The sequence below is a fragment of the Crossiella sp. SN42 genome, assembly GCF_023897065.1.
In the GTDB taxonomy this organism is placed as follows: domain Bacteria; phylum Actinomycetota; class Actinomycetes; order Mycobacteriales; family Pseudonocardiaceae; genus Crossiella.
Genome location: NZ_JAMHIV010000014.1, coordinates 39,706 through 64,654, shown reverse-complemented (window position 1 = coordinate 64,654; position 24,949 = coordinate 39,706). Strand labels below are relative to the sequence as shown.

Sequence of the window (24,949 nt, the reverse complement as noted above, 5' to 3'; positions counted from 1 at the left end):
ATCACATCTCGTCGAGGGTGACCTGGCCGCTGGAGCCGTTCACCGTGACCCGCTGGCCGGAGCTGATCCGGGCGGTCGCCCCGGACACCCCCACCACGGCCGGGATGCCGTACTCGCGGGCCACCACCGCGCCGTGCGAGTTGGGTCCGCCCATCTCCATCACCAGGCCGCCCGCGGTGAGGAACAGCGGGGTCCAGCCGGGGTCGGTGGAGGGCGCGATGAGGATCTCGCCGGGTTCCAGGTGCGCGCCGGTCGGGTCCAGCACCACCCTGGCGATGCCGGTGACCGACCCGGCCGAGGCCGCGGTGCCGGTGAGCGCGCCCTCGACCTGTTCGGCGCCGGCCAGCGCCTCGGCCTCGGGTTCCGCGCCGTCGGAGAGCAGCACCCTGGGCAGGTGCTTGCGCCGCAGCTCGCGCTCGTGCCCGGCCCGCCGCTCGCGGACCAGCTCGCGGTGGTCAGCCCCGCCCAGCGCGGCCCGGACCTCCTCGGTGTCCAGGAAGAACACGTCCTCGGCGGCGGCCAGCAGCCCCCGGCCGGCCAGCTCCTCGCCCAGCACCAGCAGCTGCGCGCGCATCCGGGCCAGGGTGAGCACCAGCAGGTACTTGGGCAGCTCGCGCAGCCCGGCGATCCCCCGGACGCGATCCAGGGTGAACCGCAGCAGCCGTCCCCGGATCCGGCTGCGCCTGCCGACCCTGGCGACCAGCTCGGCCAGCTTGGCCTCGGCCTCGGCGACCGAGCGGGCGAACTGGGCGTCCGCGGCCAGCCCGGGGTGTTCGGCGCGCAGGTAGTTGGCCAGCACGCCGAGCACGTGCGTCGGGTCCTCCGACCAGCGCGGCACCCCGAGGTCGATCTCGGCGACCGCGCGGTGCCCGTACCGGCCGAGGAACTCGGTCAGTCCACTGTGGATGACCGGGGTGAGCGAGCCGTCCCGGTGACGGGCCAGCAGCTCCTCCCGTGGCGTGTCCAGCAGTTCGCGGACGGCCACCGGGTCGGCGCGGATGGCCGTGGCCAGCCGCCACAGGTCCAGGTCCATCTCGGTGGTGGGGTTGTGCGGGATGCCGCGCAGCACCACCCGCAGCTCGTCCTGCTCGCCGTCCTTGCCGAGCAGCTTCCCGGCCAGCGCGGTGAGCACGAACCCGGTCGGCACCAGCGGCATGATCCGGGCCACCCTGGGTGCGGTGACCGCCGGCATGGCCGACTCGACGAAGGCCAGCCGCTGGACGTGGGTGAGCTTGCCGGAGACGGTGAGCAGGCGCTCGATCTCGGCCGCGGTCCGGTGCGCCCGGTCCCTGGCCTTCGCCGGGTCGCGCAGCGCGCCGAGGATGGCGACCGGCGCGTGCGTGCGCCGGGCGATCCTGGCCAGCACCCGCAGGAACCGCCACGGCGAACGCTGGGTGACGCTGAGCCGCTCGTCGGCGAACAGGCCGCGCATCACCTGCGCGGAGCGGGCCTCCATCAGGTCCAGCACGTTGGGCATGATCTTGCGGCCGACCGTGCTGCGCACCACCGGGGTGACGTCGAAGAACAGCCGGCCCGCGGACTCGGCCAGCAGCGGCGGCCCCGCCTTCGGATCCGGCACGCGGAAGCCGACGGCGGCCGCGATCCCGCCGGTGGCCAGCCGCAGCCCGGCCACTCCCGCCGGGGTGAGCGGCCGGTACACGCCCTGCGCGACGCTGCCGTTGAAGTACACCCGCAGCCCCGGCTTGTCCGTGCGCGGCAACGGGAACAGCGTGGTGATCGGCCTGGCCTGGGTGAGCCAGAGCGTGCCGTGCGCGTCGATGGCCCACTCGGTGTCCTGCGGCGCGCCGTAGTGCTGCTGCACCCGCCGTCCCAGGGTCACCAGGTCACGCAGCTGTCCCGGGGACAGGCATGCTTGGTCATCGGGCAGTCCCCGGGTGTGCTCCTCGGTACCCCCGCCGGCCTTGGCGCGGATGACCACCAGCTTGTCGCCCAGCCTGGTCTGTCTGACCGCGCCGGTGTGGCCGTCGAGCACGAAGTGGTCCGGGTTGACCGAGCCGGAGACCACCGCCTCGCCGAGCCCGGGACTGGCGTCCACCACCATCTCGTCGCGGCGGCCGGTGACCGGGTTGGCGGTGAACATCACCCCGGCGACCTCGGCCTCCACCATCCGCTGCACCACCACCGCGAGCCGCACGGTGGCGTGCTCGATCCCGTTGGTCTCCCGGTAGCTGACCGCGCGGTCGGTCCACAACGAGGCCCAGCAGCGGCGGACCGCCTCCAGCAGCGCCTTGGCGCCGACCACGTTGAGGTAGGTGTCCTGCTGCCCGGCGAAACTGGCGAAGGGCAGGTCCTCCGCGGTGGCCGAGGAACGCACCGCGACCGGCACGTCCAGGCCGAGCCGCCCGTAGGCGGTGGCGATCAGCTCCACCAAATCGACCGGCACCGGCGCGGTTCTGACCAGCTCCCGCGCGGCCGCCGGGTCCTCGGCGGCGCCGGTCAGGTCCAGCGGGTCGGCCACCGCGCGGTAGGCGTGCGTGGTCAGCACGAACCCCTCCGGCACCGGCAGCTCCGCGCCGATCATCTCCCCCAGGTTGGCGGCCTTGCCCCCGACCAGCTCCCCCGCCCCGGCCCGGACCTCGTGCAGGTCCAGGACCAGCGGCTCACCTGTGCGCATCCCCGTGCCTCCTCGCCGCGTCGGCCAGCAGCGTCATCGCCTCGCGGACGGTGCGCTGCTCGGTTTCGGAGAGGTAGGTCATCAGCCTCAGCTGGCCCTCGGCCCTGGTGCGGGCGAAGTTCAGCAGGAACGCCGCACCCGCCGGGGTGAGGCCGACCCGCTTGGCGCGGCGGTCGGTCTCGTCCTCGCGGCGGTGCACCAGCCCGCGCTGGGCGAGCTGGTCGAGCAGCCTGCTGGTCGCCGACACCGAGCGGCCGATCTGCTCGGCCAGCTCGCGCACGGTCGGCTCGGTCCCCCGGTCCAGGGTGAACAGCGTGGCGATCTGCACCAGCTGCAGATCCGCGCCACCGGTGCTCCGGCTGAGGTTGATCAGCATCTCGCCGATCAGCTCCCGCCGGATGACCGTCAGCTCCTCGACCAGCCGATCCCGATCCGTCGCGCTGATGACATCCTCCAAACCCTTGCGTGCATGCAACTAATGCACTGCCGCAAAGGTAGCGCGAGGGCGGCGAGTAAGTCAACGGTCGTTGAATAAAAGCGGTGGGACGGGGCCGCGAACCCCGTCCCACCTGGTACAGCGCCGACTACCGGGTCACGGTGAGGACGAACTCGGCGCTGCCGGTCTTGCCGTTGGAGGTGCCAGTGATCTTGATCGGGTAGTTGCCCGCTGGGGTGTTGAAGCCGACCCAGACGAAGGCGGTGGAGCTGCCGCCGGAGGCCACGGTGGCCGGCGAGAAGTGCACGCTGGTGCCCGAGGGCGCGCCGCTGGCGGTCAGCGTGGTCTGCCCGCCGCTGGTGACGGTGATCCTCGTCTGCAGGAAGCCGCCGGGCCGCGCGCTGCCGCTGCCGGGGGCGAGCGCGAGCTTGATGTCGCCGGGCGGGGGCTCCTGGCCGCCGTCGATCTGCTGCTTCACCCAGTCGCCCATGTCGTTGTTGAGGCGGCCGTAGACGGAGTACCAGCGGAAGTCGCTGCGGCTCCAGGAGGCCACGCCGACCACCTTGCCGTCGACGACCAGCGGGCCGCCGCTGTCGCCCTGCAGGATGGTGATCCGGCCATCGGGGTAGCCGGAGCAGATCATGGTGGCCTCGCGGAACCCGGCGCCCACCCCGTTGCAGTTGCTGCCCTCGACGATGGGCAGCTCGAAGCGGTGCAGCTCGACGTTGCGGGTGTTGTCGTTGTGGTCCTTCTTGCCGTAGCCGAGGCCGACGCCGGTCTTGCCGGGCGCGTTGAGGCCGGTGTCGGCGGAGGTGGCGACCTTGGCGTAGGCGCCGCCGGGCACCGGGATGTCGTCGGCGACGGTGACCACCGCGACGTCGTAGCCCTGGTCGAAGTTCACGTACTTGGGGTGCTTCTTGTACTCCAGCACCTTGGTGCGGAAACCGGTGCCCTGGTTGAGGTCGTCCAGGCCGTACAGGAAGGTCTTCTCCCCGGCGGCGTCCGCGCAGTGCGCGGCGGAGAGGATCTTGCGCGGGGCGATCACCGAGCCGGTGCAGCTCTGCCCCTGCGGCCGCGGCCCGCCCTCGCGCAGCCCGGCGATCATGAACGGGAAGTCCTTGACCGAGACCGGCTGGCCGCCGATGGACAGCGCGCCGGGACCGGCGGGCGGGACCTCGGCGAGGTCGGTGGGGGTCACGGCACGCCCGCCGGGCTCCTGCTCCGCCAGCGCGAGGCCGGGTAGCAGGGGCACGGCGAGCGCGGTGACCGTCAGGGCGATCAGGCTCGCCCTCCGGGTGATGTTCACGGTGTTCCTCCCGCGGGGGTGGTGGCGGACGGCAGGGAAATCGGCCGCTGCCAGCACCATCCGGGCGCGCGAGGTCGCCGGACAATCCGGGGGAACATCCGTAGGGGTACGCGACTTTTGCCGCGGGCACCCGGGGTGCGGCGGGTCCGCCGAGCCCGCTGGGGTGGGCTCGGTGGAGGGACCCCGGCACCGCGCGGCGGCTAGGCGATGGCCTGCCAGATGGTGCTGAAGTTGGCCAGCGCCCCGGCCACCGAGGCGTCCAGCCGCTTCGGAGAGGCGTTGGCGCGCAACCGGAACAGCTTGCCCCGGCGCACGTCCAGGATGGCCGCCCGCCCACCGGGCAGGATGTCGGGCAGTTGCCGCTCGACCATCCACAGCGGGATGTTGGCCGCGGCCTGGGTCAGCTCCGGCTTCTTCAGGTAGAGCAGCACCGCGTGCGGGCGCGGGTCAGTCCCGAGCGTGAGCCCGAGGTGCGGACTGATCCCAACCTCGCCGTCGGCCCCCCGCCAGACCGCGCCGCCGACCGGTACCACCGCTGGTCGTGCCTTGGCCACCCATGTCAGAAATCCCCCCTGTAGTTCCCGAAAATGCGCGTGCTTGGCCGGATCCTCAATCCGGTTCACCACTGATTCCAGCACTTCCCCCGGTTCATCGCCGGCCAGTGCGCGCTTTATCCCGTTGACGATCGGCTCGTAGTAGAACCACGGCCGAGCCGCCTCGTCGAGATACATACGACGAATGTTCTCCACCGTCCTGGTCTGCAAACCCGGACCACTGACCACGAAGTCGATGATCGCCCCGATCTTGACCTGGGGCACCAGTGCCTCCGCTGCCGTCATCCACACCTCCAGTAGCTCTGACCTGCATCTTCCGTGCCAGTCGAACTACCTGAACCCTATCGTCCACCCCTGACATTCCACCGACTCCAGGGCAGCCGGGAGCCCATTTGCTTCAGGAAATTCAGCGGCGAACGCTCACCAGCCGATCGGCCGCGGCCAGGGATAGTTGCACACGCTGAATCCGAGCTTGTTGGCCCGGTCCACCGCCGAGTCGTCAAACCGCCGATACTCCACGAACGCGGTCTTGGCCCGATCCCAGGAATTCGTCGCGGAGTGCCGGACGACCTCTCCCCACCACCAGTTCGCCATCTCCACGTCCCTGAGCAGCTTGTGCACTTCCGCCACGAAGGACTCCGGCACCGCCGCCGACCGCGCGGACACCGACCTCCACTGCTTGAGCAACAAGGCCCGCAGCTCCGCCACCTTGCGCGCCCAGGCGAGGAACCGCTTCGCCCCGGTCAGCGCGCTGAGCTCCGTGCTGCGCCGGGTGGCCACCGCGCAGGCGTCGTCGGCCTGCCGAACCACCTGCCACCGCCCCGCGTCCGGATCAACGGCGCTCGTCCGGACCGTGGTGGGCCGGGTGCTGCTCGGCCCAGGCGAGAGGTCCTGATAGCTGCGCACCCCGAAGAACCCCAGAATCCCCAGCACACTGGCCACCAGCCCGATGGTCGCCAGAACCACACCGCGCCGCATCCCCTCGGCCTCCCACCCCGCCGGCCCGGCAGCAACGGCGGAATGTCCAGTCTAGAAAGGGAATCCGCCGCCTGACCCGCCCGAAGAGGCAGGGATGTGCCTAGCCATCCACCCGAGCCGCGATGACCCGCGCGCACTCCACCGACTCCACCCCCACGGTGCTGACCTCCACGTCGTAGCGCATCCCGATGTGCACCAGCTCGGCCTGCCCCGCCGCCATCCCGGTGATCCGGTCCCCGCGCGCCAGCTCCCGCCCCGCCGCCACCTCAGCCGGACACCGCACCCCCACCCACAACACCTCAAGCCCAGCCAGCGCCGCCCCCCACCGCCGCTGCCCCGCACCCCCGCCGAGCAGCACCTCATCGATGATCACCCGGGCCCCGGCCCGCACCATGGCCGCGATCCCCGCCGCCCAGGCCGCCTCCAACTCCCGGAACGCCGCCCCCACCAGCACCGTCCCATCCGGCGCGAACTCAACCCCGCCCGAGGACCCCCGCAACGAGGCGGGCAACAACTCGATGAACGTGTCCACCCCCACCACCAGCCACGCCCCCGGCAGCACGGCCTGCAAACACCGCGCGATCCCACTCTTCCCAGAACTCGACCCACCATTGAGCACAACCACCTGCGTCGCCATGCGCCCAAGCTAGGCAGCCAGCCACCCCAAGGTCACCCGAGTTTCGCCCAGGCCGCGGCGTTACCCCAGAAGCCGCACCCCGTCATGAACCCGAGTCCGAGGCCCCTCCCCAAAGGCGTCGGCAACCCGGATCGCGAACGCGGGAACCATGACCTCCCGCACCTGCTCCAGACTCAGCCAGCGAACCTCACTCGCCTCCTCCGTCGGCACCGGCTCGGTGGTCTCCGGCGAGCAGCGGAACACCAGCGCCACAACGTCCCGAACCACGTTCTGGTAGACGCCAGTGAGCCTCTCGACCCGGACCACGATCCCGGTCTCCTCGCACACCTCACGCCGCACCCCCTGCTCGAACGTCTCACCAACTTCGAGCACCCCACCCGGCGGCTCCCAGCGCCCGTTGTCACGCCGCCGGATGACCAACACCCGGCCCGCCCCGTCAACCACGACGCCGGCGACACTGACGGAGTACCGAGGAGCACTGGCCACGAGCCCCACCCCAGGCGATTTCACCCCAGAAAGCAAACAACCCCAGGCCGCAGCCTGGGGTGAAGCTCCTCCGGTTGGACTCGAACCAACAACCCTGCGATAAGGGATGGATCTTGTTCAACACTTGTCGATCTCTGCGGTTTCCGGTCGTGACTTGCAGGAATGCCCATCCGATTTCGTCCACTATGGATGGTCAACCGTGGACGTTTGCCGTTGATTCCTGGGGGTAATCTGGGGAGATAATCTTGCCCCTCGATGTACGTCTGACCTTCTCGATGTGAACTGTCGGCACATTGGTTGTGAAGGGTCGTGTACGACGTCAACAGGGTTTTGAAGGTCGCTGACGGTCGCCGCTGGCTGCTAGCGCTGCTGTACAGCTAGCTCGCTAGCTGCTGAAATCTCGGGTTCCTCGCGCGTGCCACGGTTCACGCTAGCCGTCGAGTCACCTGCTTGTTGACGGACGTGCGGCGCCGTCATGCGGCATTGCGCGCCGTGGCCGACAGTCGCCTGAACTGCTAGAAGGACGCACCGAGAGTTCCGTGACGGGGTGTTGTTCTGTGGAGCAGCAACTCGCAGCACAGCTTGGCAACCCGGCCAACCAGGCCTTGGCCGGGGCACGGGCATCCGGAGAGGTGCCGTGTCGGCTGGTTACAGCGGGCTGGGTTAGGCCGATGAGGTGTGTGCGGGCGGTTCGCCGCAGGCTGGTGGGGTGCTGGCCGCTACGGTTGCTGATCCTCGTGTTGGCGATAGGTGTGGTGTGCGGATGGGTTCAAGCCGGTCATGGGCCGTGGTGATCGAAATCGTCCTCGTGTTCGTCACGGGACTGGCCATCAACGCAGCCAGTGAGCACCTGCCGTCGTGGATGGGCAACCCGTGGGTGACCTGGCCGGTGCTGGTGGCAGTACTGATGTTCATGATCGGTTTCACGGTGCAGATCCGTTCCTCCGGTGATGCGGGCAGCGCGCGGAAGCGGGCGTGGAACGTGCCGGGTCGCAATCCTCACTTCACCGGCCGGGACAGGGACCTGGCCGAGCTGGGACGGTTGTTGCGGGCGCGGTCTCGGGTGGCGGTGCACGCGGTGCGCGGGATGGGCGGGGTGGGCAAGACCCAGTTGGTGTTGGAGTTCTGTCACCGCCACGCCCGGCGCTTCGACGTCGTGTGGTGGATCTCGGCGGAGAACCCGGCACTCATCCCGGATCAACTGCGTCGGTTGGGGCGGGAACTGGGGTTGGAGATCCCGCCGGATGCCGACGAGGCGGTGCAGGCGGTGTTGTCGCGGTTGCACGGTCTGCGGCGGTGGCTGGTGGTGTTCGACAACGCCGAGTCTGTGGCCGACCTGCACCCGTTCCTGCCCTCGGGAACCGGCCGAACACTCGTGACCACCCGACGTGCCGGATTCGATGCGATCGGGGGCGTGCTGGATCTGGACACACTGTCCCGTCGTGAGTCGACCGAGTTGTTGGCAAAAAGAGCGCCCGTGCTGTCCACCGCGCAGGCCGACGAGTTGGCGGAACTACTGGGAGACCTTCCATTGGCACTGGAGCAGGCCGCGGCGTACTTGCTCCAATCCCGGATGCCGCCTGATGAGTACCTGAGCCTGTTGCGGACCAGTCCGGATGGACTGGCGGACAAGGGCGAGGACGGACAGCGACGTTCGCCGGACCGGTCGCTGAACACGCTGTGGACACTGAGCCTTCACCACTTGGACAAGCACCATCCGCAAGCGGCACAGTTGCTGGCGTTGTGTGCCTACCTCGCACCCGATGTCATCCCGATGAATCTGTTCACCTCCAACGCCGCCCACCTGCCCGAGCCTTTGCAGACCATTGCCGACAAGTCAGGGCTCAGTCACGTGGTCGGCGTACTCGTCGACTACTCCCTGGTCAAACGAGACCGCGACCACCTTGTGGTGCACCGCCTGGTCCAACTCGCAGTACGCCGGCATATCACGGCAGCTCACGCCGGGGGGACGGACGTAACCCACCCCTTGAGTACGGTGTTCACGCTGCTATGTGGCGACCTGCCGGACGATGTGTACAGCAATCCCAGGGCATGGCCACGTTGGCGACAGCTCCTACCCCACGTCCTCGCCGCCCTCGCACACCAGGACACCATCCACGATCTCAGCCCGGAGGACACCTCCTGGCTTCTCGATCGAACCGGCACCTATCTCCAGACCACCGGCCTGCCTAATCAGGCACGGCCGTTGCTGGAGCGAGCACTGGCCATCGGCGAGGCGGCACACGGCCCCAACCATCCAACCGTCGCCATCAGCCTGGGCAACCTCGCTGTGGTGCTCAAAGAACTGGGCCAGCCTGATCAGGCACGACCGTTGCTGGAGCGAGCACTGGCCATCGGCGAGGCGGCACACGGCCCCAACCATCCAACCGTCGCCGCCATCCTGAGCAACCTCGCTGTGGTGCTGCAAGACCTGGGCCGGCCTGACCAGGCACGACCGTTGCTGGAGCGAGCACTGGCCATCGGCGAGGCGACACACGGCCCCAACCATCCAGCCGTCGCCACCCGCCTGGGCAACCTCGCCTTCGGGCTCAAAGAACTGGGCCAGCCTGATCAGGCACGACCGTTGCTGGAGCGAGCACTGGCCATCGATGAGGCGGCACACGGCCCCAACCATCCAGCCGTCGCCATCAGCCTGAGCAACCTCGCTGTGGTGCTCAAAGACCTCGGCCAGCCTGACCAGGCACGACCGTTGCTGGAGCGAGCACTGGCCATCGGCGAGGCGACACACGGCCCCAACCATCCAACCGTCGCCATCAGCCTGGGCAACCTCGCCTCGGCGCTGCAAGACCTCGGCCAGCCTGACCAGGCACGGCCGTTGCTGGAGCGAGCACTGGCCATCGGCGAAGCGGCACACGGCCCCAACCATCCAACCGTCGCCACCAGCCTGAGCAACCTCGCTGTGGTGCTCAAAGACCTCGGCCAGCCTGACCAGGCACGGCCACTGCTGGAACGAGCTAGATGCATTCAAGAGGCGAGGGATCGCATCAGCGGCTAGTCAACCGAAGTGCCATCGTGCGGCACTGCGGCACTCGGGTGACCATGACCGTGATCTGCACTGTTAGCGCATGGCGGCTGTTCCGGGCTGGGCGCTGTTCCGTGCCTGTTCCGTGGTCACCGCCAGGACGTCGCGGGCGTGTGCCCCGGCTCGACATCCGCATGTCGCCGGTTTCGTGCCGCCCCAACCAGATCAGGTGTGGGCCAGGCAGAAGATGGATCCGGAGGTGATGAGCTTTATGCCAGCGTCCCAACCGGGGACGGTCCGGCAGTACTTCCCGCTCATCTCCTCGTCAGTCATCCAGGTCCCGTCAGGGCGCACCCTGCCTTCGCGCGGCTCCGGCACAATTCCGACGACCCGCCAGGCCGCAGACCTGTGCCAGCACGGGACTTTCACCAACAACCTGTCGCGGACTCGGATCCCCTGAGTCAGAGTCAGCGATTCGTTCTCGTACCAGGGGTGGCGTGCGGCACAGTCCCCCACGTGGGCCGTCGACACCCCCGGTGCGCCCGGTGGGCCGAGGGTGCCGAACACGCTTTTCCAGGGGATGATCATGAGCGAGATGAACAGCCCAGCAAATACGAGGATGACGAGAAGTTCGCCAGCAATCCCCCAGCGTTCGCGCGTCTTCGCTCGCCGTTCCTCGTCCACGATGCGACGCGGCGATGGGTGGAGGTGGATGTCGCCGTGCACGGCACCGGCCTGCACAGCCGCACCCGCGACATCACCGACCTTGTTGCTCACCGATTCGATCTTCGCGGTGGGGCTAGTACGCGCGGAGTTTTCTTCCCCCTCCATCACCCCAGGCTAGCGACGCGCGGAGCAGGTGTCATCCGTTTCCAGAGTGCCGCCCCTGATGTGAACTGTCGACCCTCCGGTCAGCGAAGGTCGTATCCGAGGCCCCCGAAACCACTCGCTTGCCGAACCGTCTTCCCGTCGGCAAGCCTGTGGGCAACTCGGAGCCCCCAGGCGGAGAGTTGTCCATGGGCGCGGCAGCCGAGCGCCCCAACCACCCTGCCAGCCAGCCACCCGGCGCTCGTACCCCCTCGCCACCCTCGGGCACCGGGTTCTTCCCCTCCCCCAAGGAAGGGGGCTCGCGTCCTCCCGTCGACCTGGCTCGCCCCAACCACGCGGGTCAAGGGGGCACCCCGGATTAGATGGGCGCCAGGCTGGAACGGCCCCCTTGATGCGTGTGGTTGCCCTCGGGGAGGTCGACGGGAGGACGCGAACCCCGGACCACCCACCTCACCGCGGCTTCGGCGGCTCCCCGTCCTCCTGGAGACCTGCCCGTCCGGCGAGGACATCTCGTGTTCTGCGGTTCCTGTGGGGCCGTGCGGGGCCGTTCCCGTGGGTGCGGCGGCCTGCACTCCGTTACCTCGGCGGAGCGCCCGCGGGCCGGAGGTCCGCTTGGGCGCTCCGCACAACTCCGCGGAGTGCCGGCCGCCGTGCCCTCGTGTGACAGCACGGCCCCGCGCGGCCCCGCAGGGGCCGCCTTGAACAAGAAAAGAAACTCTGAACGCGACGGCACCGAGGACCCGTGTCGTGGTCCGGTGAGGCCGTTGGTGGCAGACTGAGCGGTGAGGACGGAGGTGGTGAGGATGGCCAGTGCTGAGTTCGCCTCGCATGAGGGTCTGGAAGGACCTGCCCTGCTTGAGGCACTGTTCAGGGAGAAGGACGTCCAGCCGATCCGTTCCGTCGACGACCTGGCGTGTGAGGGCATCTTCGAGACGGATGCGGAACTGGCCGAGTTCCTGACCTGGGTCCGGGCCGAGCGGAACGCGAACCTCGCCTGATCATGGACGCGGTTGTTCTCGATACTGATGTCGCATCGTTGATCTTCAAGCGTGAGCTGTCGGCCGCGACCGCCGTGGGGCTTGCTGGCTACCGGCCGTGCATCACGTTCGTGACTTTGGCCGAACTGACCAAGTGGGTCGAGCTGCGGTCGTGGGGGCCACGGCGACGTGATCAGCTGGCGCACTGGCTGAAGCCGATGGTGGTCCTTCCCGGTACCCCGCTGGTCGCGCGGAAGTGGGGCGAGATCTCGGCTGCCGCGGTGAAGCGCGGTCGGCCTCGGCCACAGAACGACACCTGGACCGCGGCGGCCTGCCTGGCCTACGAGGTGCCGTTGGCGACGCTGAACATCAAGGACTTCGCCGACTTCGTCGACCACGAAGGGCTTGAGCTGGTCGGCCGCTGAAGACCGCGACCGACCAGCAGCCGGTTCAGGCCCGGGAACTCATCGCTGGCATGAGCGCCCCGGAGACGTCCAGGAACTCCCGGACGGATGGTGATCCGCTGTGGTCCCGCATCCGCACGCGCAGGTCGGTGACCGCCTCGACGGATCGGGATGACTTCACCGTGGCGGCCAGCTTCGCGGCTGCCAGACCAGCAGACGCGGCGGCGGTCAGATCGTGATCGTCCAGAGCGGCACGGGCAAGTGCGGCTTGGGCGAGCGATCCGCGGCGAGCACGGTTCTGCCGTTCCGCCTCGGCGACGGACAGGCGGGCGAACTGGGCAGCTTCGTTGGGTCGCTTGAGGTCGCGGAACGCGTGCGCGTACTCGCCGTTGAGGTAGGCGACATCGATGAAGCGCGCCCACTCGGGTTCGTTCTCCGGGTCGATGCTCTCGAACGCCTTCTCCGACAGGTGCACGTTGAGTGCGGCGGACTTCCCGTCACCCATGGCCGCCTCGGCTCGGGCCTGGAGGGCGTAGAGGTCGGCAAGGCAGGCTGGCGAGTACCCGTTCTGCAACCCGGCGCGGCCAGCTCGGGCTAGCTGCACCCCCTGGTCTGGATGGCCGGTCAGTGTGGCCTGGTCGGAGAGACCGGCCAGCACGTGGGCGCCCAACTCTGTGTTCTTGGCGGCTTGGGCAAGTCGAAGCGACTGGATGAGATACCGCTGTGCGATGGCGTGTTCGCCGTTGTCGAAGGCCATCCAGCCCAGCAAGTAGAGCTGTTCTGCTGCGGCCTCGAACAGGGCGCGTCCGGCCTCGGTGTCCGGGTCGTTCGACCGGAGCAGCGGGACAACGTGCTCGGTCAGGTAGGCGGCGAGTTGGGCTCGGGCGTGGCCCCCGCCACGCATGACGTCCAGCTCCTGGAAGACGCCGAAGGTCCTGCGGATCGCGTCAACCTGCTCGGTGCTGATCGTGCCGGTACCGGTCCGGCTGCGGGCCGCATCGATCTCGTCCAACGTGGCCAGCAGCCAGTCACGGCTAGGTGCTACTGATGCCGCGACGGCGAACGCAGCGCTGGTGAGAAAACGCCTTCGCTCCATGTCGTGCCTCCCTAGCTCGGCTACCACGTCCACGGTAGTAGGCAGAGAGGCGGCATAGGTAAGTCCAAGCTGCGCAAGAGTTTTCTGTTGATCATCAACGGCGTCTTCGGCGACGTCGCCACTCGTCGGACCTCGGAACCAGCGCAACCGCGCAGGCATGTGCAGTGCGTCACACCATCGTTCAAGCCGCTCAAGGTCGGTCTCCGGCTGGGCACTGCGCTCGATCACGCTCAGGTGTCCCTGAGTCAGCCCCAGCCATCCGGCAACTATCGCCTGGGTCAGCACTGGCTGGTGCGCCCGCCGATACGCGTGGATGAGTTGACCAATATGCCGCGCGTGGGCCGCGTCCTGGATAGCTGGCTGGTTCCAGAACTCGGCGGGCATTGTGGGCGCGGTGCCACGCTGGATCGTGGCCGAAGTACACGGACTGCACTGCGTTCCCCGGTGATCTCGCGCAAGCAGAGCGGAACAGGTCCGGCAGCGCTTGCGAACGGTGCTCACCTGGCCCCCCGATGTCTCCCCCGTATGGCCTGATCACACCTAGTGTAGCCGCTCCATTACCGGCTGATCTGCGGGTATTGGCGGCACCAATATCCGCATCGCAAGTTGATATTGGTTGGTCGCCTTTTCGCCGTCACCGTGGTTGTTGGTGGGACCGCTGTCGATCAGGAGGACGGGATGGGGATCTACGTACTGGTGCAACCGGAGGAGGACGCTTCGGCCAGCATGGTTGAACACGCGACTGGACATCCGTCACTGGTCGCCGATGACGGCTACTCCCGCATCGCGATTCAGGTCGCTGGTCGTTCAGACGGCCTCGAACTGGCGGCCAACTTCGCCCGCCAGCTGGCTGTTGCAGCAGCGGCGTTCGCGGAGCGCTGCGACTCCCTGTCTGAGCGTGCTCTTCCGGCTGGACCGCGGCACGCAATGCGCGAAGCTTCGGATCGAGGTGACCAGCGGTGACCGGAAGCGACTTCGGCATTGGTCCGGTCCAGCCGATCCGCGTAGTTCGACTGACATCGAGCGCACAGCTATCTGCTTGGGGTGACACCGATTCCGGGCACATCATGGTCGAGATCGGCACCACTGAGGGACCGGTGCTGTTCTGCCTGACGTTGCTGGGGCTCGCCCGTTTCCGGGATGTGGTGGCCGGGCCAGAGCAAGAGCTGACTCCGGCCTCCGCCAAAGCGGTCGAGCCGACGGCAGACCAGCCCACCGGAACAGGCGAGAACTCGGCCGGCGGGGCGTGGACCCGCGAGCAGCGATAGCCACCTAGGAGGTGCGGAATGTTCGAAGTCATCTGCGCCGTGATCATCGGCGCGGCAGGCGGCATCGTGGTCGCGTGGGCCTGGGCCGCACTGTGGGACCGCCTATGAAGACCTCAGCTACGCCCGAGTTCGACCGGATTCGCGTGGTCCGCGAGAGGGGAGCCTGAGAGTTATGCAGGACAAGATGGTGCTCACCCCCGCAGAGTGGCGTGAGCTGCGCTCGCTCGCGGCGGGCCTGTCCACTCAGCTCGCAGACCTGAACAGCCGGTTGACCGAGGTAGAGCGTCAGCTCACTTCTCGTCGGACAGTCGGTCCTCGACGGCGGCGACCCTCGCACTGAGGTCCTCAACCGCCACCTTCAGCGAGCGAAACAACTCCAGAACTTCAGGACCGGACGGATCGTCGGCAACGTCAGCAGCGCCATCCAGAACGAAGGCTCCCTGCCCCTGACGAACGACGATCCGTCCTTCCTCTGTCAGCACCCCAAGGGCCTGACGGGCGGTGTTCACCGCGATGTCGTACTTGGTCATGAGCTGACTCAGCGACGGAAGCTGATCACCGGCCTTAAGCACTCCGGCCGTGATCTTCTGGCGCAGATCATCAGCAACCTGACGGTAGGCAGGCCGGGGGTCTGACCGGTCGATCGACATGCGCAAACTCTATCGCTAAAGCAGCAATAGCAGAAAGTCACCCGTTCGGACTTGACACTGTCGCAACTCTATCAGATACAGTGGGACTACCTGATAGACCCGCTGCCCTGCGGGGCTGAAACCAAGGAGCCGACATGGCGCTTCAGGACCTGCCTGTGAACTTCGGCGGTCACCGCCTGATGATCACCGAGTCCCCCACCGTGAAGCTGAAGGAGCTGGACAACGGCGTCATGACCCCCGTGGTCGACCGCCGGACCGGGATCGAGCAGTACACCGTGGTTCTCTTCGCCAAGCCGCGCCCGGCCGAGGGCCGCCGCACCGCCAAGGGCGAAGAGATCAAGGTCAACCTTCCCGGCGACCCCGGCCCCGGGTTCGAGGAAGGCTCCTATGTGGAACTGGTCAACGCGGTGGTCAACACCTACGAGATGCGCAACGAGAATGGCGTGATCACTGCCTCGGGCCTGTGGTTCAAGGCCGATGGCCTCAAGCCGGTCGTGCGGACCGAATCGGTCCCCACCGCAGCCTGATCCACCCCCGTCACACATCACCTGCTGATTCCTGCTTTCTAAGCCGAGTACGTGGGCTGCCTGTTCTTTGTGAATTACATAGTGAGTCGAGCCATGCCTAAATCCGGTGCAATTCGCACACCGGAAATGTAGGTGATCCCCGGTTTCGCGCCCATGCCTAACCGGGGTTCGCCTAGGTTTCCGCACCCCAGAAAGGGAGCACGATCATGACCGGAATCTCGTGGCCCGCATCCGAGTCTGAACGATACGTCACCGCACTGGCATACACGTTCGGCGTCCTGTCGGCGGGCATGTCGATACTGGCCCACGACTGGCCGCATGTCTCCGATCCCATCATCAGAAAGCGGTTCGAGGACAACCTGGCCAAGTACAACACGATCGCGTCCATGTCACCGGGTGAGCTTCGGGAATGGGTAGCAGAACGAGCGGCGTCATGACTGAGGTCGATCTGTTCGGCAATCCCGTTGCCCCGCAACAGAAATCGGCACCTGAGTCCCGGGTCGCGGTCAACGATCTCGGGGCGGTGGTGGCGGTGCTGTCACGCGCGATCAGCGATCGGGGATACGCCGTCGTCGGCCGCAACCGCCGCGTTCACCGCATGGTCGGGCAGATCACCACCCGGCCCGCCACCCGGTGGGAGGCCGACACCGTAACCCAGCTGCTGGCCCGGGGCCTGGTCGGCCTCGGCACCGATCGGCCGCTGAGCTGCGGTGCGGTCACCAGCCAGGGCGCGCCCGTGCTCGTGCCCTCGGCCACCCGGCGGCGGCTGGCCAGCTGGGAGGCCACGCTGCGCCGAAACCCCGCAATCAGCACCCGCTATCCCGCATAACCCACAACCAGGAATGGTGACCATCAATGCAAGTTGCCGCAATCAACGCTCGCGCCCGACAGCGCTACGGCGAGTTCGTCCAGGCACTCGATTTCGCGTTCGAGCAGCTGATCGAACTGAAGAAGATGATTGACAAGATGCGCCCCCGGGTCCGAACGCAGGGCGCATGGCGTAACGCGACCCCGGATGAACTGAAGGGCATGTACAAGAAGGCGTGCGCGGAACTGGAGGAACTGAAGGCACACGCCATGACATACGAATCCGAACTGATCTCCCGCGACTGGAGAGTATAGCCGATGTCCCATCAGCTTGACGTCCGCCTCGCCAACGTGGACAAGGCCATGAAACAGCTCCGTACCGCGATCACCGGGATTCCGGTGCGCCGGGCGCAGTTCAAGAAGTTTCACGACGCGTTCGCCCGGTCGGTGGCCACCTTGACGGTGTCCACCTCCTACGCCCGAAACCAGCTCCCCCGATAGCGAACCAGTTTTCCCCTACGGCGGCCGACCATCACTGAATTTCCGTGGTGGTCGGCCGCTTTCCATCCCCATCCAGAGAGGTGTTCGTCATGTTCAGTGAGCGGACGGCCGTGTCGGCCGGTTGCTGGCTGCTGTTCGCGGTGCTGTCCGCATCGCTGCTTGCCCCCACCCTCGCCCCGCTGCTGGGCCTGGGCTTCCTGCTGCTGCTCTGCGCGGGGGCCTCCCGCGCCCGGAAGGTCAGGTGATCTGGATGACCCGCAAGACCGACAAGACCAAACGCACCACCGGCGCGGAGTTCAAGGCCGCCCTGTGGCTGGCCCGCCACCCCGGCGCACTCGCGGCACCGGGTGCGGTTGCGGCCTCCTGCGCCCACTTCGGCTACACCCCCACCGGGATCGCCGCGGCCTCGGTGGGCGTGGGCCTGGCGGGGTGGTACCGGGCGCACCCCGGTTCCTTCGACGCCTACGCCGCTCCGGTGCTGCGGGCCTGGCGGCGGCGCTGGCTCGGTGAGTTCGTCGGCCGCCGCTGGCGGGACCTGATGGACGCCTGCGGGCTGTACAAGGAGCACCGCCGCACCGGCGCCACCCTCTACCCCCGGGTGGTACGCCTGCGCTGCTACAGCCCCTCCATTGACACCGCCTACGTGCGGCTGGTCAAGGGCCAGGCCGTCAGTGACTTCACGGCCAAGCTGGAGCATCTGGCCGAGTCGCTGAAGGTGGTGCGGGTCGCCCTGGAGCACGTCAAGCCGGGCTTGCTGGCGCTGATCATCCAGCGCAACGAGCCCTTCACCTACCCGATCCCGGCCCCGGACATGCCCCGGGACTCCTCCGAGGTCGACCCGCGGGCGCTGTATGTCGGTGAGGACGAGTTCGGGGAGGACTTCTACCAGCAGGTCGACGGCACGCACTCCCTCAACGGCGGTGCGACCGGCGCGGGCAAGAACAGCATCGCCGCAGCGAAGCTGCGCTCCATGGCCCCGATGATCCGGGACGGCCTGGTCCGCCTGTGGGTCTGCGATCCCAAGCAACTGGAGTTCGCGTGGCTGCGCATGCTGGTCGGCCCTGGCCGCTACGCCGACAACCCTGAGGACTGCGCCGAACTGCTGGAAGCCTTCGTCCAGGACATGAAGAAGACCCAGGCCCGGATGCAACGCGCCAAGGTGCGCAAGGTGCCGATCTCCAAGGAGTTCCCGCTCAACTACCTCATCGTCGATGAGATCGGCACCCTGATGGCCTACGACCCGGCACGCGCCCGGGAGATCACCGGCTACCTGGCGCAGATCACCTCCATGGGCCGCGCCACCCACCACTCCGTGGACGCCTACGTCCAGGAACCGTCCAAGGACGTCGTAGAGATCCGGGACCTGTTCCCCAACCGGACCTGTCTGCGCGTGACCTCGGCGACCCACCCGGACATGCTGCTGGGCTCGGACGCTCGTGCCCGCGGAGCGATCGCCGACCAGATCCCGGCCGTGCCCGAAACAGCCGGTATCGGCTTCTACATCCACGAGCGCACCCGCACCCCGATCCGGGTCCGCTTCGCCTACACCAGCGATGCCGAACTGGACGAGCTCGTGGACTTCATCCGCTCGGGCACCCAACTGCGGGCGGTGTCATGAACTCCACCGGCCTGTGCCCCTACTGCGGCAACCCGCTGCCCGACGGCGCGGCGATCTGCCCCAGCTGCACCGCGCGCCTGAACCCGTAACACCTCAGGCACCCACCCCATCCCGCATGCCCTTCTCCTGGGAGGTTTCCCATGTCTGTCACCACATCCAGCCCCAACGTCAGCCTGGACCGGCTGCTACGGCAAGTCCGGTCCTTGCTGCGCACCCACCGGCTTCCCCGGCCCACCCACCTGTTCCTGTCCACCCGGTCCCGCTCGGCCTCGCTGGCCTTCGCCACCGGCACCCCCGCGGCTCGCCTGGAGGCGGTGCTGCTGTGGTCGCTGCACCTGGAAGGGATCACCATCAGCTGGGGGCACCAGATCGCCGGAGAGCTGACGGTGTCGGCCTCGGGCCGGACCTCCTCCGGCATCACCGTCCAGGCCGGTACCACGGCAGGTGTGGCCGAGGTCGGTGGTCGGCTGCGCAACCGCACCGTGGCCGAGGTCGCCGGCACTTTTCGGCTGGCGGTCGGGACTACCGACACCCTCACCTGTGAGGAGCTGGCCAGGGTGGTCACCGCAGCTCGCACCGCCACCGGCCGTGCGCTGGAAGGGGCGGCGGCATGAACACCGACGCCCCGCCCAGCGGCTACCACTTCGGCTACAAGACCCTCATGCTCGCCCTGTTCCCCGGCGGGCGCCCGCCGCAGTGGCGTGACCAGGCGGCCTGTCGCGGGACCGATCCGGAGACCTTCACCTTGGTCCAGCACATGGGCAGGGCCAAGGAGCTGTGCTCGATCTGTCCGGTGCTGGCGGCCTGCCGTGCCGATCAGCTGGCCTGGGAACAGGGCCGCGCCCCCTCCCGTGACCGGCCCATCGGCGTGGTCGGCGGGATGACCGGACCGGAACGGCGGGCCGTGCACTACCCGCCCGCGCCCTCACCGGCCGCCCCGGCGGTCCTGAGCGGGATGGGGGTGGCGTGATGCGCCCGCTGCTGGTGCTGCCGCTGAGCCTGCGCGCTCTGGGCTGGCTGGCCCTGGCCCTGCTGGTCCTCATCGCCTCGGTCGCGGGGATGTACTTCGCCTTCGGCCCGACCACTGCCGTGGTGATGGGGCTGCTGGTCTCCTTCGTCCTCTACGCGGTCGCCAAGGCCGTCCGATGCTGACTCGCACCGTCCACACCGGACCGCCCGGGAGGTGAATCCCTTTGTCTGCCAACGAAATCGACCCCTCGGGCATTACCCGGCGGGTCCGGCGGCTGCAAGACCAGCTGGCCGAGTCCCGCCAGCTGCACGGGCTCAGCAGTGACCCGCTGCTCAACGCGGTCAAGGTCGAGCGGCTTCGGGTGTCCATCACCCGCTGCATGTGGTTCTTCCTCACCCTCGGGCTGGGGTTCACCACCGTTGGGGTGCATGACTTCCTGGCCGGAGCGCTCACCATGGCAGACCCGCTGTGGTGGGGCGCGTGGCTGGCCGAACCCGGCCTCGCGGGCATCCTGATCACGCTGTTGCGCTGGGAGGCCGAGATGCTGGCCCGTGGGGTCGCGGTGGCTGCCAAGGCGGTCTCCCGGCTCAAGCGGCTCTTGCTGACCGCGACGTTGGTCATGAACGTGTGGTCAGTGCTGTTCCCGGCCAAGGGCACGGTCAACCACGGGATGTTGGTGCTGCACATCGTCATCCCGGCCGTGGTCTACCTGGTCGCCGAAGTCATGCCGGTCATCCAGCAGACCTGTGCCACGGCCCGGTCCTTGGTCTCTCCCAGCCCATCGCAGGCTCCGGAGGCCGAGACGACCACGCAACCGCCCGCCGCGCGGGACCAGCTCGTCCCGGCGCTGCGGCTGCCGCAGCACATGATGGATGCGCTTTCGGCCAAGCAGGCCGAGGCCGAAGCCGCGGGGCGGGCCTTGACGGCCCAGGACATCCAGGATGGCCTACGGGTCTCCGAGGACTACGCCGCCCGCATCCTCTCCGTGCTCACCCCGGCCGGTCATCCGGCCGCAGCCTGATCCATCCATCCGTCCCGCAGGGCTCGACACCGGTTGTCGTGCCCTTCGTGGGAGAGCCGGTGTCGTGCTCTGCCCTGTCCTAGGGAGCACCGCCGTGCACCAGGCACCAACCCTTGACGAACGCATTACCGCCCGCGTCCGGGCCACCGACTGGCAGCAGTGGCGCAGCAAGGTCATCTCCACCGGCGGCTGTGCCCACCCGATCCACCTCTCCGGCCGCTGGAACGTCACCCACAACACCACCGGCGCGACCCTCGCCGAACGCTCCGGGCACATCCTCATCCCCTGCGGCACCCGCCGTGCCGCGCTGTGCCAGCCCTGCGCGGACCGCTACGCCGCCGACGCCTTCCACCTGGTGCGCGCCGGGCTCACCGGAGATACCAGCAAGGACATCCCGGCCACGGTCACCGAGCGCCCCCGGGTGTTCGCGACCCTGACCGCCCCCTCCTTCGGCGCGGTCCACACCGCCCGCCCGGCGCGCTCGGGCAAGACCCTCCGCTGTTCCTGCGGCGGGTTCCACCACCCCGATGACCCCCGCCTCGGCACGGCGGTCGACCCGGCCGCCTACGACTACGAGGCGGCGGTGCTGTGGAACAACCACGCCGGGAAGCTGTGGCACCGCTTCACCATCGCGTTGCGGCGCAAGCTCGCCACGAATGCCGGCATCCCGGTCTCCCGCTTCGGTGAGCACGCCCGGCTCTCCTACGCCAAGGTCGCCGAGTACCAGCGGCGCGGCCTGGTCCACTTCCACGCGGTCATCCGCCTGGACGGCCCCAACGGGCCAACCGACCCGGCCCCGGCGTGGGCCAGCGCCGACCTGCTCACCACCGCGATCCACGCGGCGGCGGCCTCGGTCCGGGTCGAGACCTGCCGTCCCTGCGGGCGGGTGCTCCCGCTGGTCTGGGGCGCACAGCTGGACACCCGCACGATCCAGGCGGCCTCGGCCGGTGACTTCGAGGACGGCGACGGGCTGATCAGCGAAGCCCGGCTCGCCGGATACATCGCCAAGTACGCCACCAAGTCCACCGGTGCCACCGACACCGTAGACCGGCAGATCCACTCCGAACTGGCCATTGCCAACCTGACCGGCATCTCCCCGCACCACCGGCGGATGATCGAAACCGCCTGGGAGCTGGGCGGCCACCAGGTCTACGACGGGCTGAACCTGCGGCGCTGGGCACACATGCTCGGCTTCCGCGGCCACTTCCTCACCAAGTCCCGCCGGTACTCCACGACGTTCAAGGAGATCCGCGGCACTCAGCGGCACTACCGCCGCACCGAGGCCCTGACCCAGCTCGGCGTCACCGAGGACCAGGTGACCGTGGTCAATCACTGGAACTTCCTCGCGGTCGGCCACCGGACCGACGCCGAACGCGAACTCGCGGCAGGAATCGCCGAACGGATCAAGACCAACCGCCAGACGCACAGGAAGGAGCAGGGCCATGGGCAAGCTGTGGAGCGTTGAGGACCTCTCCGAGTTCCTGGGCATCCCGGTCAATACCCTCTACCAGTGGCGCACCAAGAAGTACGGGCCGCCCGGACGCCGTATCGGCAAGTACGTGAAGTACGACCCGGACGAAGTCCGCGCCTGGTTCCACGCCCAGCCTAAGGCGGTGGCGTAATGGCGCGCCCGTCGCTGGAGCCTGGCACGTTCGGCCAGATCAGGGTGTACAAGGTCGGTGCGCGTCGCTTCCGTGCGCGGACCCTCTACCGCGACTTCGACGGCGCGACGCGTGATGTCGAACGCACCGCCGAGAGCAAGACCGCGGCTGAGATCAAGCTGAAGGCGGCGCTGCGTGACCGGCGCGCAGTGACTGCCGCTGGCGAGATCACGGCTGACAGCCTGGTGACCGAACTCGGCGAGGCGTACCTCGCGGAGATGGAACGGGCAGTGGAGAAGGGTAAGCGGTCGCCCCGAACCCTCGATGAGTACCGGTCGCGGTACAAGCGCCACATCAAGCCGGGTATGGGGCTACTGCGGATCAGGGAGTGCGGCGTTCCTCGCCTGGACAAGCTGGTCCAGGCCGTAGAGGACAAGCACGGCAGTGCGGCCGCAAAGATCACACGGACTGTCCTGAGTGGAATGTTCGGCCTGGCCGTGCGTCACGGCGCGCTCAGCGCCAACCCGGTCCGGGACGTCGGCCGGATCGAGAGCGAGACGGAGCCGCCTCGGGCGCTGACCCTGGTTCAGGCGGTGGACGTCCGGGCCAAGATCCACGCTCATCCGAAGGCACAGGACTGGGACCTTGTCGACTTCACAGACCTCATGCTCGCCACCGGCTTGCGCATCGGGGAGGCGTCCGCGATCACCTGGGAGGCACTGAACCTGGAAGCCCGGACGGTTGAAGTGCGCGGGACGGTGATCCGGGTCAAGGGTGTGGGGCTGATCATCAAGTGGAAGCCCAAGACCAGAAGCGGCTACCGGACGCTGGAGCTGCCGGAGTGGATGGTGGCGACCCTCAAGCGTCGGAAGGAGCACGCGATGCCGAACGAGTGGGGCGTGGTCTTCACCTCGCCGCTGGGCGGGCTGCGTGACCCGTCCAACACCCAAGCCGATCTGCGGGTGCTCTTCGCCGACGCCGGGTATCCGTGGGTGACCAGTCACGTGTACCGGAAGACGGTAGCGACCATGATGGACGCGGCGGGGATCTCGGCGCGGCAGATTGCTGATCAGCTGGGGCACGCCAAGGTGTCCATGACCCAGGATCGCTACTTGGGGCGCGGCGTGGCCAAGACCGGTGCCGCTGGCGTCCTGGAACCGCTGGGCGCTCCGCCGATCGTGGCATCCACAGAGCCGATGGGGTGGGAAAACTAGTCCCCGGCGAACCTGGGGGTTAACTGGGGATCGTCCCTGGAAAGCAAACAACCCCAGGTCGATGACCTGGGGTGAAGCTCCTCCGGTTGGACTCGAACCAACAACCCTGCGATTAACAGTCGCATGCTCTGCCAGTTGAGCTACGGAGGACTGGCATGTGTCCGGCGGTGCCTGACGGGTAATACCTTAGCGCACTCCGCGGAGCGGTTTTCACCACCCCCCTCACTGGGGATCTTCGCTCCGTGACCACGGGTGTTCACGCAGGTCAAGACGAGGAGGAGCCATGATCAGGTTCGCGCTCGGGGTCGCCGTGGGGTATGTGCTTGGTACTCGCGCGGGACGGGAGCGGTACGAGGATCTGGTCCGGACGTACCACCGCATGGTGGAGCATCCGGCCGTGCAGGGTACTGCGGGGACCGTTCGGGCCAAGATCGACGAGAAGATGGGGTGGTCGGAGAAGAAGGCCGGGCGGCACGACCAGGGGACCGCGAAGGCGGGACAGGGCGACAAGCTGATCTCTGAGGTCGACCGTCAGCGGGCCAGTGGCGGCACGGCCAAGCCTGGCGAGCCCGCCAAGGCCGCCGGGGCGCCCAAGTCCACCGCGCCGACCTCGACCACCAGGGCCTAGGCACCGCGGTCAGGGCGTGCCCGGCGGGCAGGTGGCTCGCCGGGCGCCCTGTCGCGCTCATTTCTTGTGACCCACGGCGAAGATCCGGCGCATCGGGAACCAGGTGACGTCCTGGCCGTGCGCGGGGTAGGCGGCGCGCAGCCGCGGTGCCAGCTCGGCGGTGAACTGCTGCCAGCCGGACTCGTCCAGGGCCGCGCGGACCGGGCGGAGGGCGGTGCCGCTGATCCAGTTCAGCACCGGGTCGGCGCCGCGCAGCTCGTGCAGGTAGGTGGTCTCCCACACGTCCGCGGTGAACCCGGCCGCGGCCAGCACACCCGCGTACACCTCGGGCCGGGGCACCGCGTCCTCCGGGCGGAACGTGCCGGCCAGGGTGTCCCGCCAGGCCGGGCTTTCGGCGATGCCGCGCGGGATGGTGTGGCTGGGCTCGCCGAAGTTGCCGGGCACCTGGAAGGCGAACCAGGCGCCGCTGGGCAGGCGGTCCAGCCAGGCGGGCAGCAGGTCGAGGTGGTCAGGGACCCACTGCAGCACGGCGTTGCAGACCACCACGTCGGTGTCGCGGTCCGGCCGCCAGTCGCGCACGTCGCGCAGTTCCGCGTCGATCCCGGCCACCCTCGCCGCCTCGACCATCTCGGCGGAGGAGTCCAGCGCGGTGATCTTGGCCGCGGGCCAGCGGCTGGTCAGCACCGGGGTGAGGGTGCCGGGGCCGCAGCCCAGGTCGACCACGTGCCGGGGGTCGGTGGCGCCGACGCGGGCGAGCAGGTCGTAGAACGGGCGTTCGCGGTGGCCGGCGAAGGCCAGGTAGGTGGTCGGGTCCCACATGCGGC

Annotated in this window: 32 protein-coding genes and 1 tRNA gene; 21 read left to right on the top strand and 12 right to left on the bottom strand. The window is 68.4% G+C overall.

Annotated elements, in window-relative coordinates; genetic code table 11:
- Position 1: 1 nt before the first annotated feature.
- The 7 genes from M8C13_RS18160 to M8C13_RS18130 form a co-directional block, all read right to left on the bottom strand.
- Positions 2–2,635: a PEP/pyruvate-binding domain-containing protein gene (locus M8C13_RS18160; RefSeq protein ID WP_252481808.1), complete on the bottom strand. Its 2,634-nt coding sequence runs from the start codon at positions 2,633–2,635 to the stop codon at positions 2–4.
- On the bottom strand, positions 2,622–3,110 hold the full coding sequence (locus M8C13_RS18155) for a MarR family winged helix-turn-helix transcriptional regulator (RefSeq protein ID WP_252481807.1): 489 nt from the start codon (positions 3,108–3,110) through the stop codon (positions 2,622–2,624). The genes M8C13_RS18160 and M8C13_RS18155 overlap by 14 nt, the downstream gene beginning before the upstream one ends.
- Before the next feature lie 109 nt (positions 3,111–3,219).
- Positions 3,220–4,377, bottom strand: coding sequence for a trypsin-like serine protease (locus M8C13_RS18150; protein ID WP_252481806.1), 1,158 nt, complete (start codon positions 4,375–4,377; stop codon positions 3,220–3,222).
- Between the two features lie 200 nt (positions 4,378–4,577).
- A complete protein-coding gene (locus tag M8C13_RS18145) occupies positions 4,578–5,216 on the bottom strand; it encodes a hypothetical protein (protein ID WP_252481805.1) in 639 nt (212 codons plus the stop codon).
- A gap of 135 nt (positions 5,217–5,351) precedes the next feature.
- On the bottom strand, positions 5,352–5,873 hold the full coding sequence (locus tag M8C13_RS18140; RefSeq protein WP_252481804.1) for a hypothetical protein: 522 nt from the start codon (positions 5,871–5,873) through the stop codon (positions 5,352–5,354).
- Positions 5,874–6,009: 136 nt separating this feature from the next.
- Positions 6,010–6,546 (bottom strand): chloramphenicol phosphotransferase CPT, encoded by a 537-nt coding sequence (cpt, locus tag M8C13_RS18135; RefSeq protein ID WP_252481803.1) that lies wholly within the window; start codon positions 6,544–6,546, stop codon positions 6,010–6,012.
- A 60-nt stretch (positions 6,547–6,606) separates the two neighbouring features.
- Positions 6,607–7,032 carry an NUDIX hydrolase gene (locus M8C13_RS18130; protein WP_252481802.1) on the bottom strand — a complete coding sequence of 142 codons (426 nt, stop codon included), beginning with the start codon at positions 7,030–7,032 and terminating at the stop codon, positions 6,607–6,609.
- A 787-nt stretch (positions 7,033–7,819) separates the two neighbouring features.
- On the opposite strand from M8C13_RS18130, the gene fxsT reads away from it, so the two are divergent.
- Complete coding sequence (fxsT, locus tag M8C13_RS18125; RefSeq protein WP_252481801.1) at positions 7,820–10,048, top strand: FxSxx-COOH system tetratricopeptide repeat protein; 2,229 nt, start codon at positions 7,820–7,822, stop codon at positions 10,046–10,048.
- Between the two features lie 192 nt (positions 10,049–10,240).
- On the opposite strand, the gene M8C13_RS18120 is transcribed toward fxsT, so the two are convergent.
- The gene (locus tag M8C13_RS18120; RefSeq protein WP_252481800.1) at positions 10,241–10,846 is read right to left on the bottom strand and encodes a hypothetical protein; all 606 of its coding nucleotides are present in this window, start codon (positions 10,844–10,846) and stop codon (positions 10,241–10,243) included.
- A gap of 800 nt (positions 10,847–11,646) precedes the next feature.
- Here M8C13_RS18120 and M8C13_RS18115 point away from each other — a divergent pair.
- Positions 11,647–11,841 (top strand): hypothetical protein, encoded by a 195-nt coding sequence (locus tag M8C13_RS18115; RefSeq protein WP_252481799.1) that lies wholly within the window; start codon positions 11,647–11,649, stop codon positions 11,839–11,841.
- A gap of 2 nt (positions 11,842–11,843) precedes the next feature.
- Complete coding sequence (locus M8C13_RS18110) at positions 11,844–12,245, top strand: type II toxin-antitoxin system VapC family toxin (RefSeq protein ID WP_252481798.1); 402 nt, start codon at positions 11,844–11,846, stop codon at positions 12,243–12,245.
- A gap of 25 nt (positions 12,246–12,270) precedes the next feature.
- Here the strand turns inward: M8C13_RS18110 and M8C13_RS18105 are convergent, their stop codons facing one another.
- Positions 12,271–13,704 carry a helix-turn-helix domain-containing protein gene (locus M8C13_RS18105; protein ID WP_252481797.1) on the bottom strand — a complete coding sequence of 478 codons (1,434 nt, stop codon included), beginning with the start codon at positions 13,702–13,704 and terminating at the stop codon, positions 12,271–12,273.
- A gap of 294 nt (positions 13,705–13,998) precedes the next feature.
- Between M8C13_RS18105 and M8C13_RS18100 the strand changes: the two genes are divergently transcribed.
- Together M8C13_RS18100 and M8C13_RS18095 are read left to right on the top strand one after the other, a co-directional pair.
- Entirely contained in the window at positions 13,999–14,283 is a 285-nt protein-coding gene (locus M8C13_RS18100) for a hypothetical protein (protein WP_252481796.1), read from the top strand.
- Complete coding sequence (locus M8C13_RS18095) at positions 14,280–14,588, top strand: hypothetical protein (RefSeq protein ID WP_252481795.1); 309 nt, start codon at positions 14,280–14,282, stop codon at positions 14,586–14,588. Before M8C13_RS18100 ends, M8C13_RS18095 begins: the two co-directional genes overlap by 4 nt.
- 290 nt (positions 14,589–14,878) lie before the next feature.
- Here the strand turns inward: M8C13_RS18095 and M8C13_RS18090 are convergent, their stop codons facing one another.
- Positions 14,879–15,238 carry a GntR family transcriptional regulator gene (locus M8C13_RS18090; RefSeq protein WP_252481794.1) on the bottom strand — a complete coding sequence of 120 codons (360 nt, stop codon included), beginning with the start codon at positions 15,236–15,238 and terminating at the stop codon, positions 14,879–14,881.
- Positions 15,239–15,372: 134 nt separating this feature from the next.
- Between M8C13_RS18090 and M8C13_RS18085 the strand changes: the two genes are divergently transcribed.
- The 15 genes from M8C13_RS18085 (at position 15,373) to xerC (ending at position 23,497) form a co-directional block, all read left to right on the top strand.
- Positions 15,373–15,765: a hypothetical protein gene (locus tag M8C13_RS18085; RefSeq protein ID WP_252481793.1), complete on the top strand. Its 393-nt coding sequence runs from the start codon at positions 15,373–15,375 to the stop codon at positions 15,763–15,765.
- Positions 15,766–15,971: 206 nt separating this feature from the next.
- Complete coding sequence (locus M8C13_RS18080) at positions 15,972–16,202, top strand: hypothetical protein (RefSeq protein WP_252481792.1); 231 nt, start codon at positions 15,972–15,974, stop codon at positions 16,200–16,202.
- Positions 16,199–16,594: a hypothetical protein gene (locus M8C13_RS18075; protein WP_252481791.1), complete on the top strand. Its 396-nt coding sequence runs from the start codon at positions 16,199–16,201 to the stop codon at positions 16,592–16,594. The genes M8C13_RS18080 and M8C13_RS18075 overlap by 4 nt, the downstream gene beginning before the upstream one ends.
- 26 nt (positions 16,595–16,620) lie before the next feature.
- On the top strand, positions 16,621–16,887 hold the full coding sequence (locus M8C13_RS18070) for a hypothetical protein (protein WP_252481790.1): 267 nt from the start codon (positions 16,621–16,623) through the stop codon (positions 16,885–16,887).
- 3 nt (positions 16,888–16,890) lie between these two features.
- Positions 16,891–17,073 carry a hypothetical protein gene (locus M8C13_RS18065; RefSeq protein WP_252481789.1) on the top strand — a complete coding sequence of 61 codons (183 nt, stop codon included), beginning with the start codon at positions 16,891–16,893 and terminating at the stop codon, positions 17,071–17,073.
- 89 nt (positions 17,074–17,162) lie between these two features.
- Positions 17,163–17,318: a hypothetical protein gene (locus tag M8C13_RS18060; protein WP_252481788.1), complete on the top strand. Its 156-nt coding sequence runs from the start codon at positions 17,163–17,165 to the stop codon at positions 17,316–17,318.
- 5 nt (positions 17,319–17,323) lie between these two features.
- On the top strand, positions 17,324–18,691 hold the full coding sequence (locus tag M8C13_RS18055; RefSeq protein ID WP_252481787.1) for an FtsK/SpoIIIE domain-containing protein: 1,368 nt from the start codon (positions 17,324–17,326) through the stop codon (positions 18,689–18,691).
- Positions 18,688–18,780 carry a zinc-ribbon domain-containing protein gene (locus M8C13_RS18050; RefSeq protein WP_252481786.1) on the top strand — a complete coding sequence of 31 codons (93 nt, stop codon included), beginning with the start codon at positions 18,688–18,690 and terminating at the stop codon, positions 18,778–18,780. The genes M8C13_RS18055 and M8C13_RS18050 overlap by 4 nt, the downstream gene beginning before the upstream one ends.
- A gap of 51 nt (positions 18,781–18,831) precedes the next feature.
- A complete protein-coding gene (locus tag M8C13_RS18045) occupies positions 18,832–19,305 on the top strand; it encodes a hypothetical protein (protein ID WP_252481785.1) in 474 nt (157 codons plus the stop codon).
- Positions 19,302–19,661: a WhiB family transcriptional regulator gene (locus M8C13_RS18040; protein WP_252481784.1), complete on the top strand. Its 360-nt coding sequence runs from the start codon at positions 19,302–19,304 to the stop codon at positions 19,659–19,661. Before M8C13_RS18045 ends, M8C13_RS18040 begins: the two co-directional genes overlap by 4 nt.
- Positions 19,661–19,843 carry a hypothetical protein gene (locus M8C13_RS18035; RefSeq protein WP_252481783.1) on the top strand — a complete coding sequence of 61 codons (183 nt, stop codon included), beginning with the start codon at positions 19,661–19,663 and terminating at the stop codon, positions 19,841–19,843. The genes M8C13_RS18040 and M8C13_RS18035 overlap by 1 nt, the downstream gene beginning before the upstream one ends.
- A 41-nt stretch (positions 19,844–19,884) precedes the next feature.
- Positions 19,885–20,682 (top strand): hypothetical protein, encoded by a 798-nt coding sequence (locus M8C13_RS18030; protein ID WP_252481782.1) that lies wholly within the window; start codon positions 19,885–19,887, stop codon positions 20,680–20,682.
- A gap of 94 nt (positions 20,683–20,776) precedes the next feature.
- Complete coding sequence (locus M8C13_RS18025) at positions 20,777–22,147, top strand: replication initiator (protein ID WP_252481781.1); 1,371 nt, start codon at positions 20,777–20,779, stop codon at positions 22,145–22,147.
- Positions 22,125–22,304: an AlpA family transcriptional regulator gene (locus tag M8C13_RS18020; protein ID WP_252481780.1), complete on the top strand. Its 180-nt coding sequence runs from the start codon at positions 22,125–22,127 to the stop codon at positions 22,302–22,304. Before M8C13_RS18025 ends, M8C13_RS18020 begins: the two co-directional genes overlap by 23 nt.
- On the top strand, positions 22,304–23,497 hold the full coding sequence (xerC, locus tag M8C13_RS18015; protein WP_252481779.1) for a tyrosine recombinase XerC: 1,194 nt from the start codon (positions 22,304–22,306) through the stop codon (positions 23,495–23,497). The genes M8C13_RS18020 and xerC overlap by 1 nt, the downstream gene beginning before the upstream one ends.
- Before the next feature lie 77 nt (positions 23,498–23,574).
- On the opposite strand, the gene M8C13_RS18010 is transcribed toward xerC, so the two are convergent.
- Positions 23,575–23,647: transfer RNA gene (locus M8C13_RS18010), tRNA-Asn, on the bottom strand.
- 133 nt (positions 23,648–23,780) lie between these two features.
- Here M8C13_RS18010 and M8C13_RS18005 point away from each other — a divergent pair.
- Positions 23,781–24,125, top strand: coding sequence for a hypothetical protein (locus M8C13_RS18005; protein ID WP_252481960.1), 345 nt, complete (start codon positions 23,781–23,783; stop codon positions 24,123–24,125).
- Positions 24,126–24,182: 57 nt separating this feature from the next.
- On the opposite strand, the gene M8C13_RS18000 is transcribed toward M8C13_RS18005, so the two are convergent.
- Complete coding sequence (locus M8C13_RS18000) at positions 24,183–24,944, bottom strand: trans-aconitate 2-methyltransferase (protein ID WP_252481778.1); 762 nt, start codon at positions 24,942–24,944, stop codon at positions 24,183–24,185.
- Positions 24,945–24,949: the final 5 nt, after the last annotated feature.

Coding starts and splice junctions, on each gene's coding strand:
- M8C13_RS18020 (WP_252481780.1), top strand. CDS start 22,125: ATGGGCAAGCTGTGGAGCGTTGAGGACCTCTCCGAGTTCCTGGGCATC.
- M8C13_RS18050 (WP_252481786.1), top strand. CDS start 18,688: ATGAACTCCACCGGCCTGTGCCCCTACTGCGGCAACCCGCTGCCCGAC.
- M8C13_RS18145 (WP_252481805.1), bottom strand. CDS start 5,216: ATGACGGCAGCGGAGGCACTGGTGCCCCAGGTCAAGATCGGGGCGATC.
- M8C13_RS18075 (WP_252481791.1), top strand. CDS start 16,199: ATGACTGAGGTCGATCTGTTCGGCAATCCCGTTGCCCCGCAACAGAAA.
- M8C13_RS18110 (WP_252481798.1), top strand. CDS start 11,844: ATGGACGCGGTTGTTCTCGATACTGATGTCGCATCGTTGATCTTCAAG.
- M8C13_RS18065 (WP_252481789.1), top strand. CDS start 16,891: ATGTCCCATCAGCTTGACGTCCGCCTCGCCAACGTGGACAAGGCCATG.
- M8C13_RS18005 (WP_252481960.1), top strand. CDS start 23,781: ATGATCAGGTTCGCGCTCGGGGTCGCCGTGGGGTATGTGCTTGGTACT.
- M8C13_RS18045 (WP_252481785.1), top strand. CDS start 18,832: ATGTCTGTCACCACATCCAGCCCCAACGTCAGCCTGGACCGGCTGCTA.
- M8C13_RS18070 (WP_252481790.1), top strand. CDS start 16,621: ATGCAAGTTGCCGCAATCAACGCTCGCGCCCGACAGCGCTACGGCGAG.
- M8C13_RS18100 (WP_252481796.1), top strand. CDS start 13,999: ATGGGGATCTACGTACTGGTGCAACCGGAGGAGGACGCTTCGGCCAGC.
- M8C13_RS18035 (WP_252481783.1), top strand. CDS start 19,661: ATGCGCCCGCTGCTGGTGCTGCCGCTGAGCCTGCGCGCTCTGGGCTGG.
- M8C13_RS18060 (WP_252481788.1), top strand. CDS start 17,163: ATGTTCAGTGAGCGGACGGCCGTGTCGGCCGGTTGCTGGCTGCTGTTC.
- cpt (WP_252481803.1), bottom strand. CDS start 6,546: ATGGCGACGCAGGTGGTTGTGCTCAATGGTGGGTCGAGTTCTGGGAAG.
- M8C13_RS18105 (WP_252481797.1), bottom strand. CDS start 13,704: ATGCCCGCCGAGTTCTGGAACCAGCCAGCTATCCAGGACGCGGCCCAC.
- M8C13_RS18090 (WP_252481794.1), bottom strand. CDS start 15,238: ATGTCGATCGACCGGTCAGACCCCCGGCCTGCCTACCGTCAGGTTGCT.
- xerC (WP_252481779.1), top strand. CDS start 22,304: ATGGCGCGCCCGTCGCTGGAGCCTGGCACGTTCGGCCAGATCAGGGTG.
- M8C13_RS18000 (WP_252481778.1), bottom strand. CDS start 24,944: ATGTGGGACCCGACCACCTACCTGGCCTTCGCCGGCCACCGCGAACGC.
- M8C13_RS18055 (WP_252481787.1), top strand. CDS start 17,324: ATGACCCGCAAGACCGACAAGACCAAACGCACCACCGGCGCGGAGTTC.
- M8C13_RS18040 (WP_252481784.1), top strand. CDS start 19,302: ATGAACACCGACGCCCCGCCCAGCGGCTACCACTTCGGCTACAAGACC.
- M8C13_RS18085 (WP_252481793.1), top strand. CDS start 15,373: ATGGCGCTTCAGGACCTGCCTGTGAACTTCGGCGGTCACCGCCTGATG.
- M8C13_RS18080 (WP_252481792.1), top strand. CDS start 15,972: ATGACCGGAATCTCGTGGCCCGCATCCGAGTCTGAACGATACGTCACC.
- M8C13_RS18160 (WP_252481808.1), bottom strand. CDS start 2,635: ATGCGCACAGGTGAGCCGCTGGTCCTGGACCTGCACGAGGTCCGGGCC.
- M8C13_RS18120 (WP_252481800.1), bottom strand. CDS start 10,846: ATGGAGGGGGAAGAAAACTCCGCGCGTACTAGCCCCACCGCGAAGATC.
- M8C13_RS18115 (WP_252481799.1), top strand. CDS start 11,647: ATGGCCAGTGCTGAGTTCGCCTCGCATGAGGGTCTGGAAGGACCTGCC.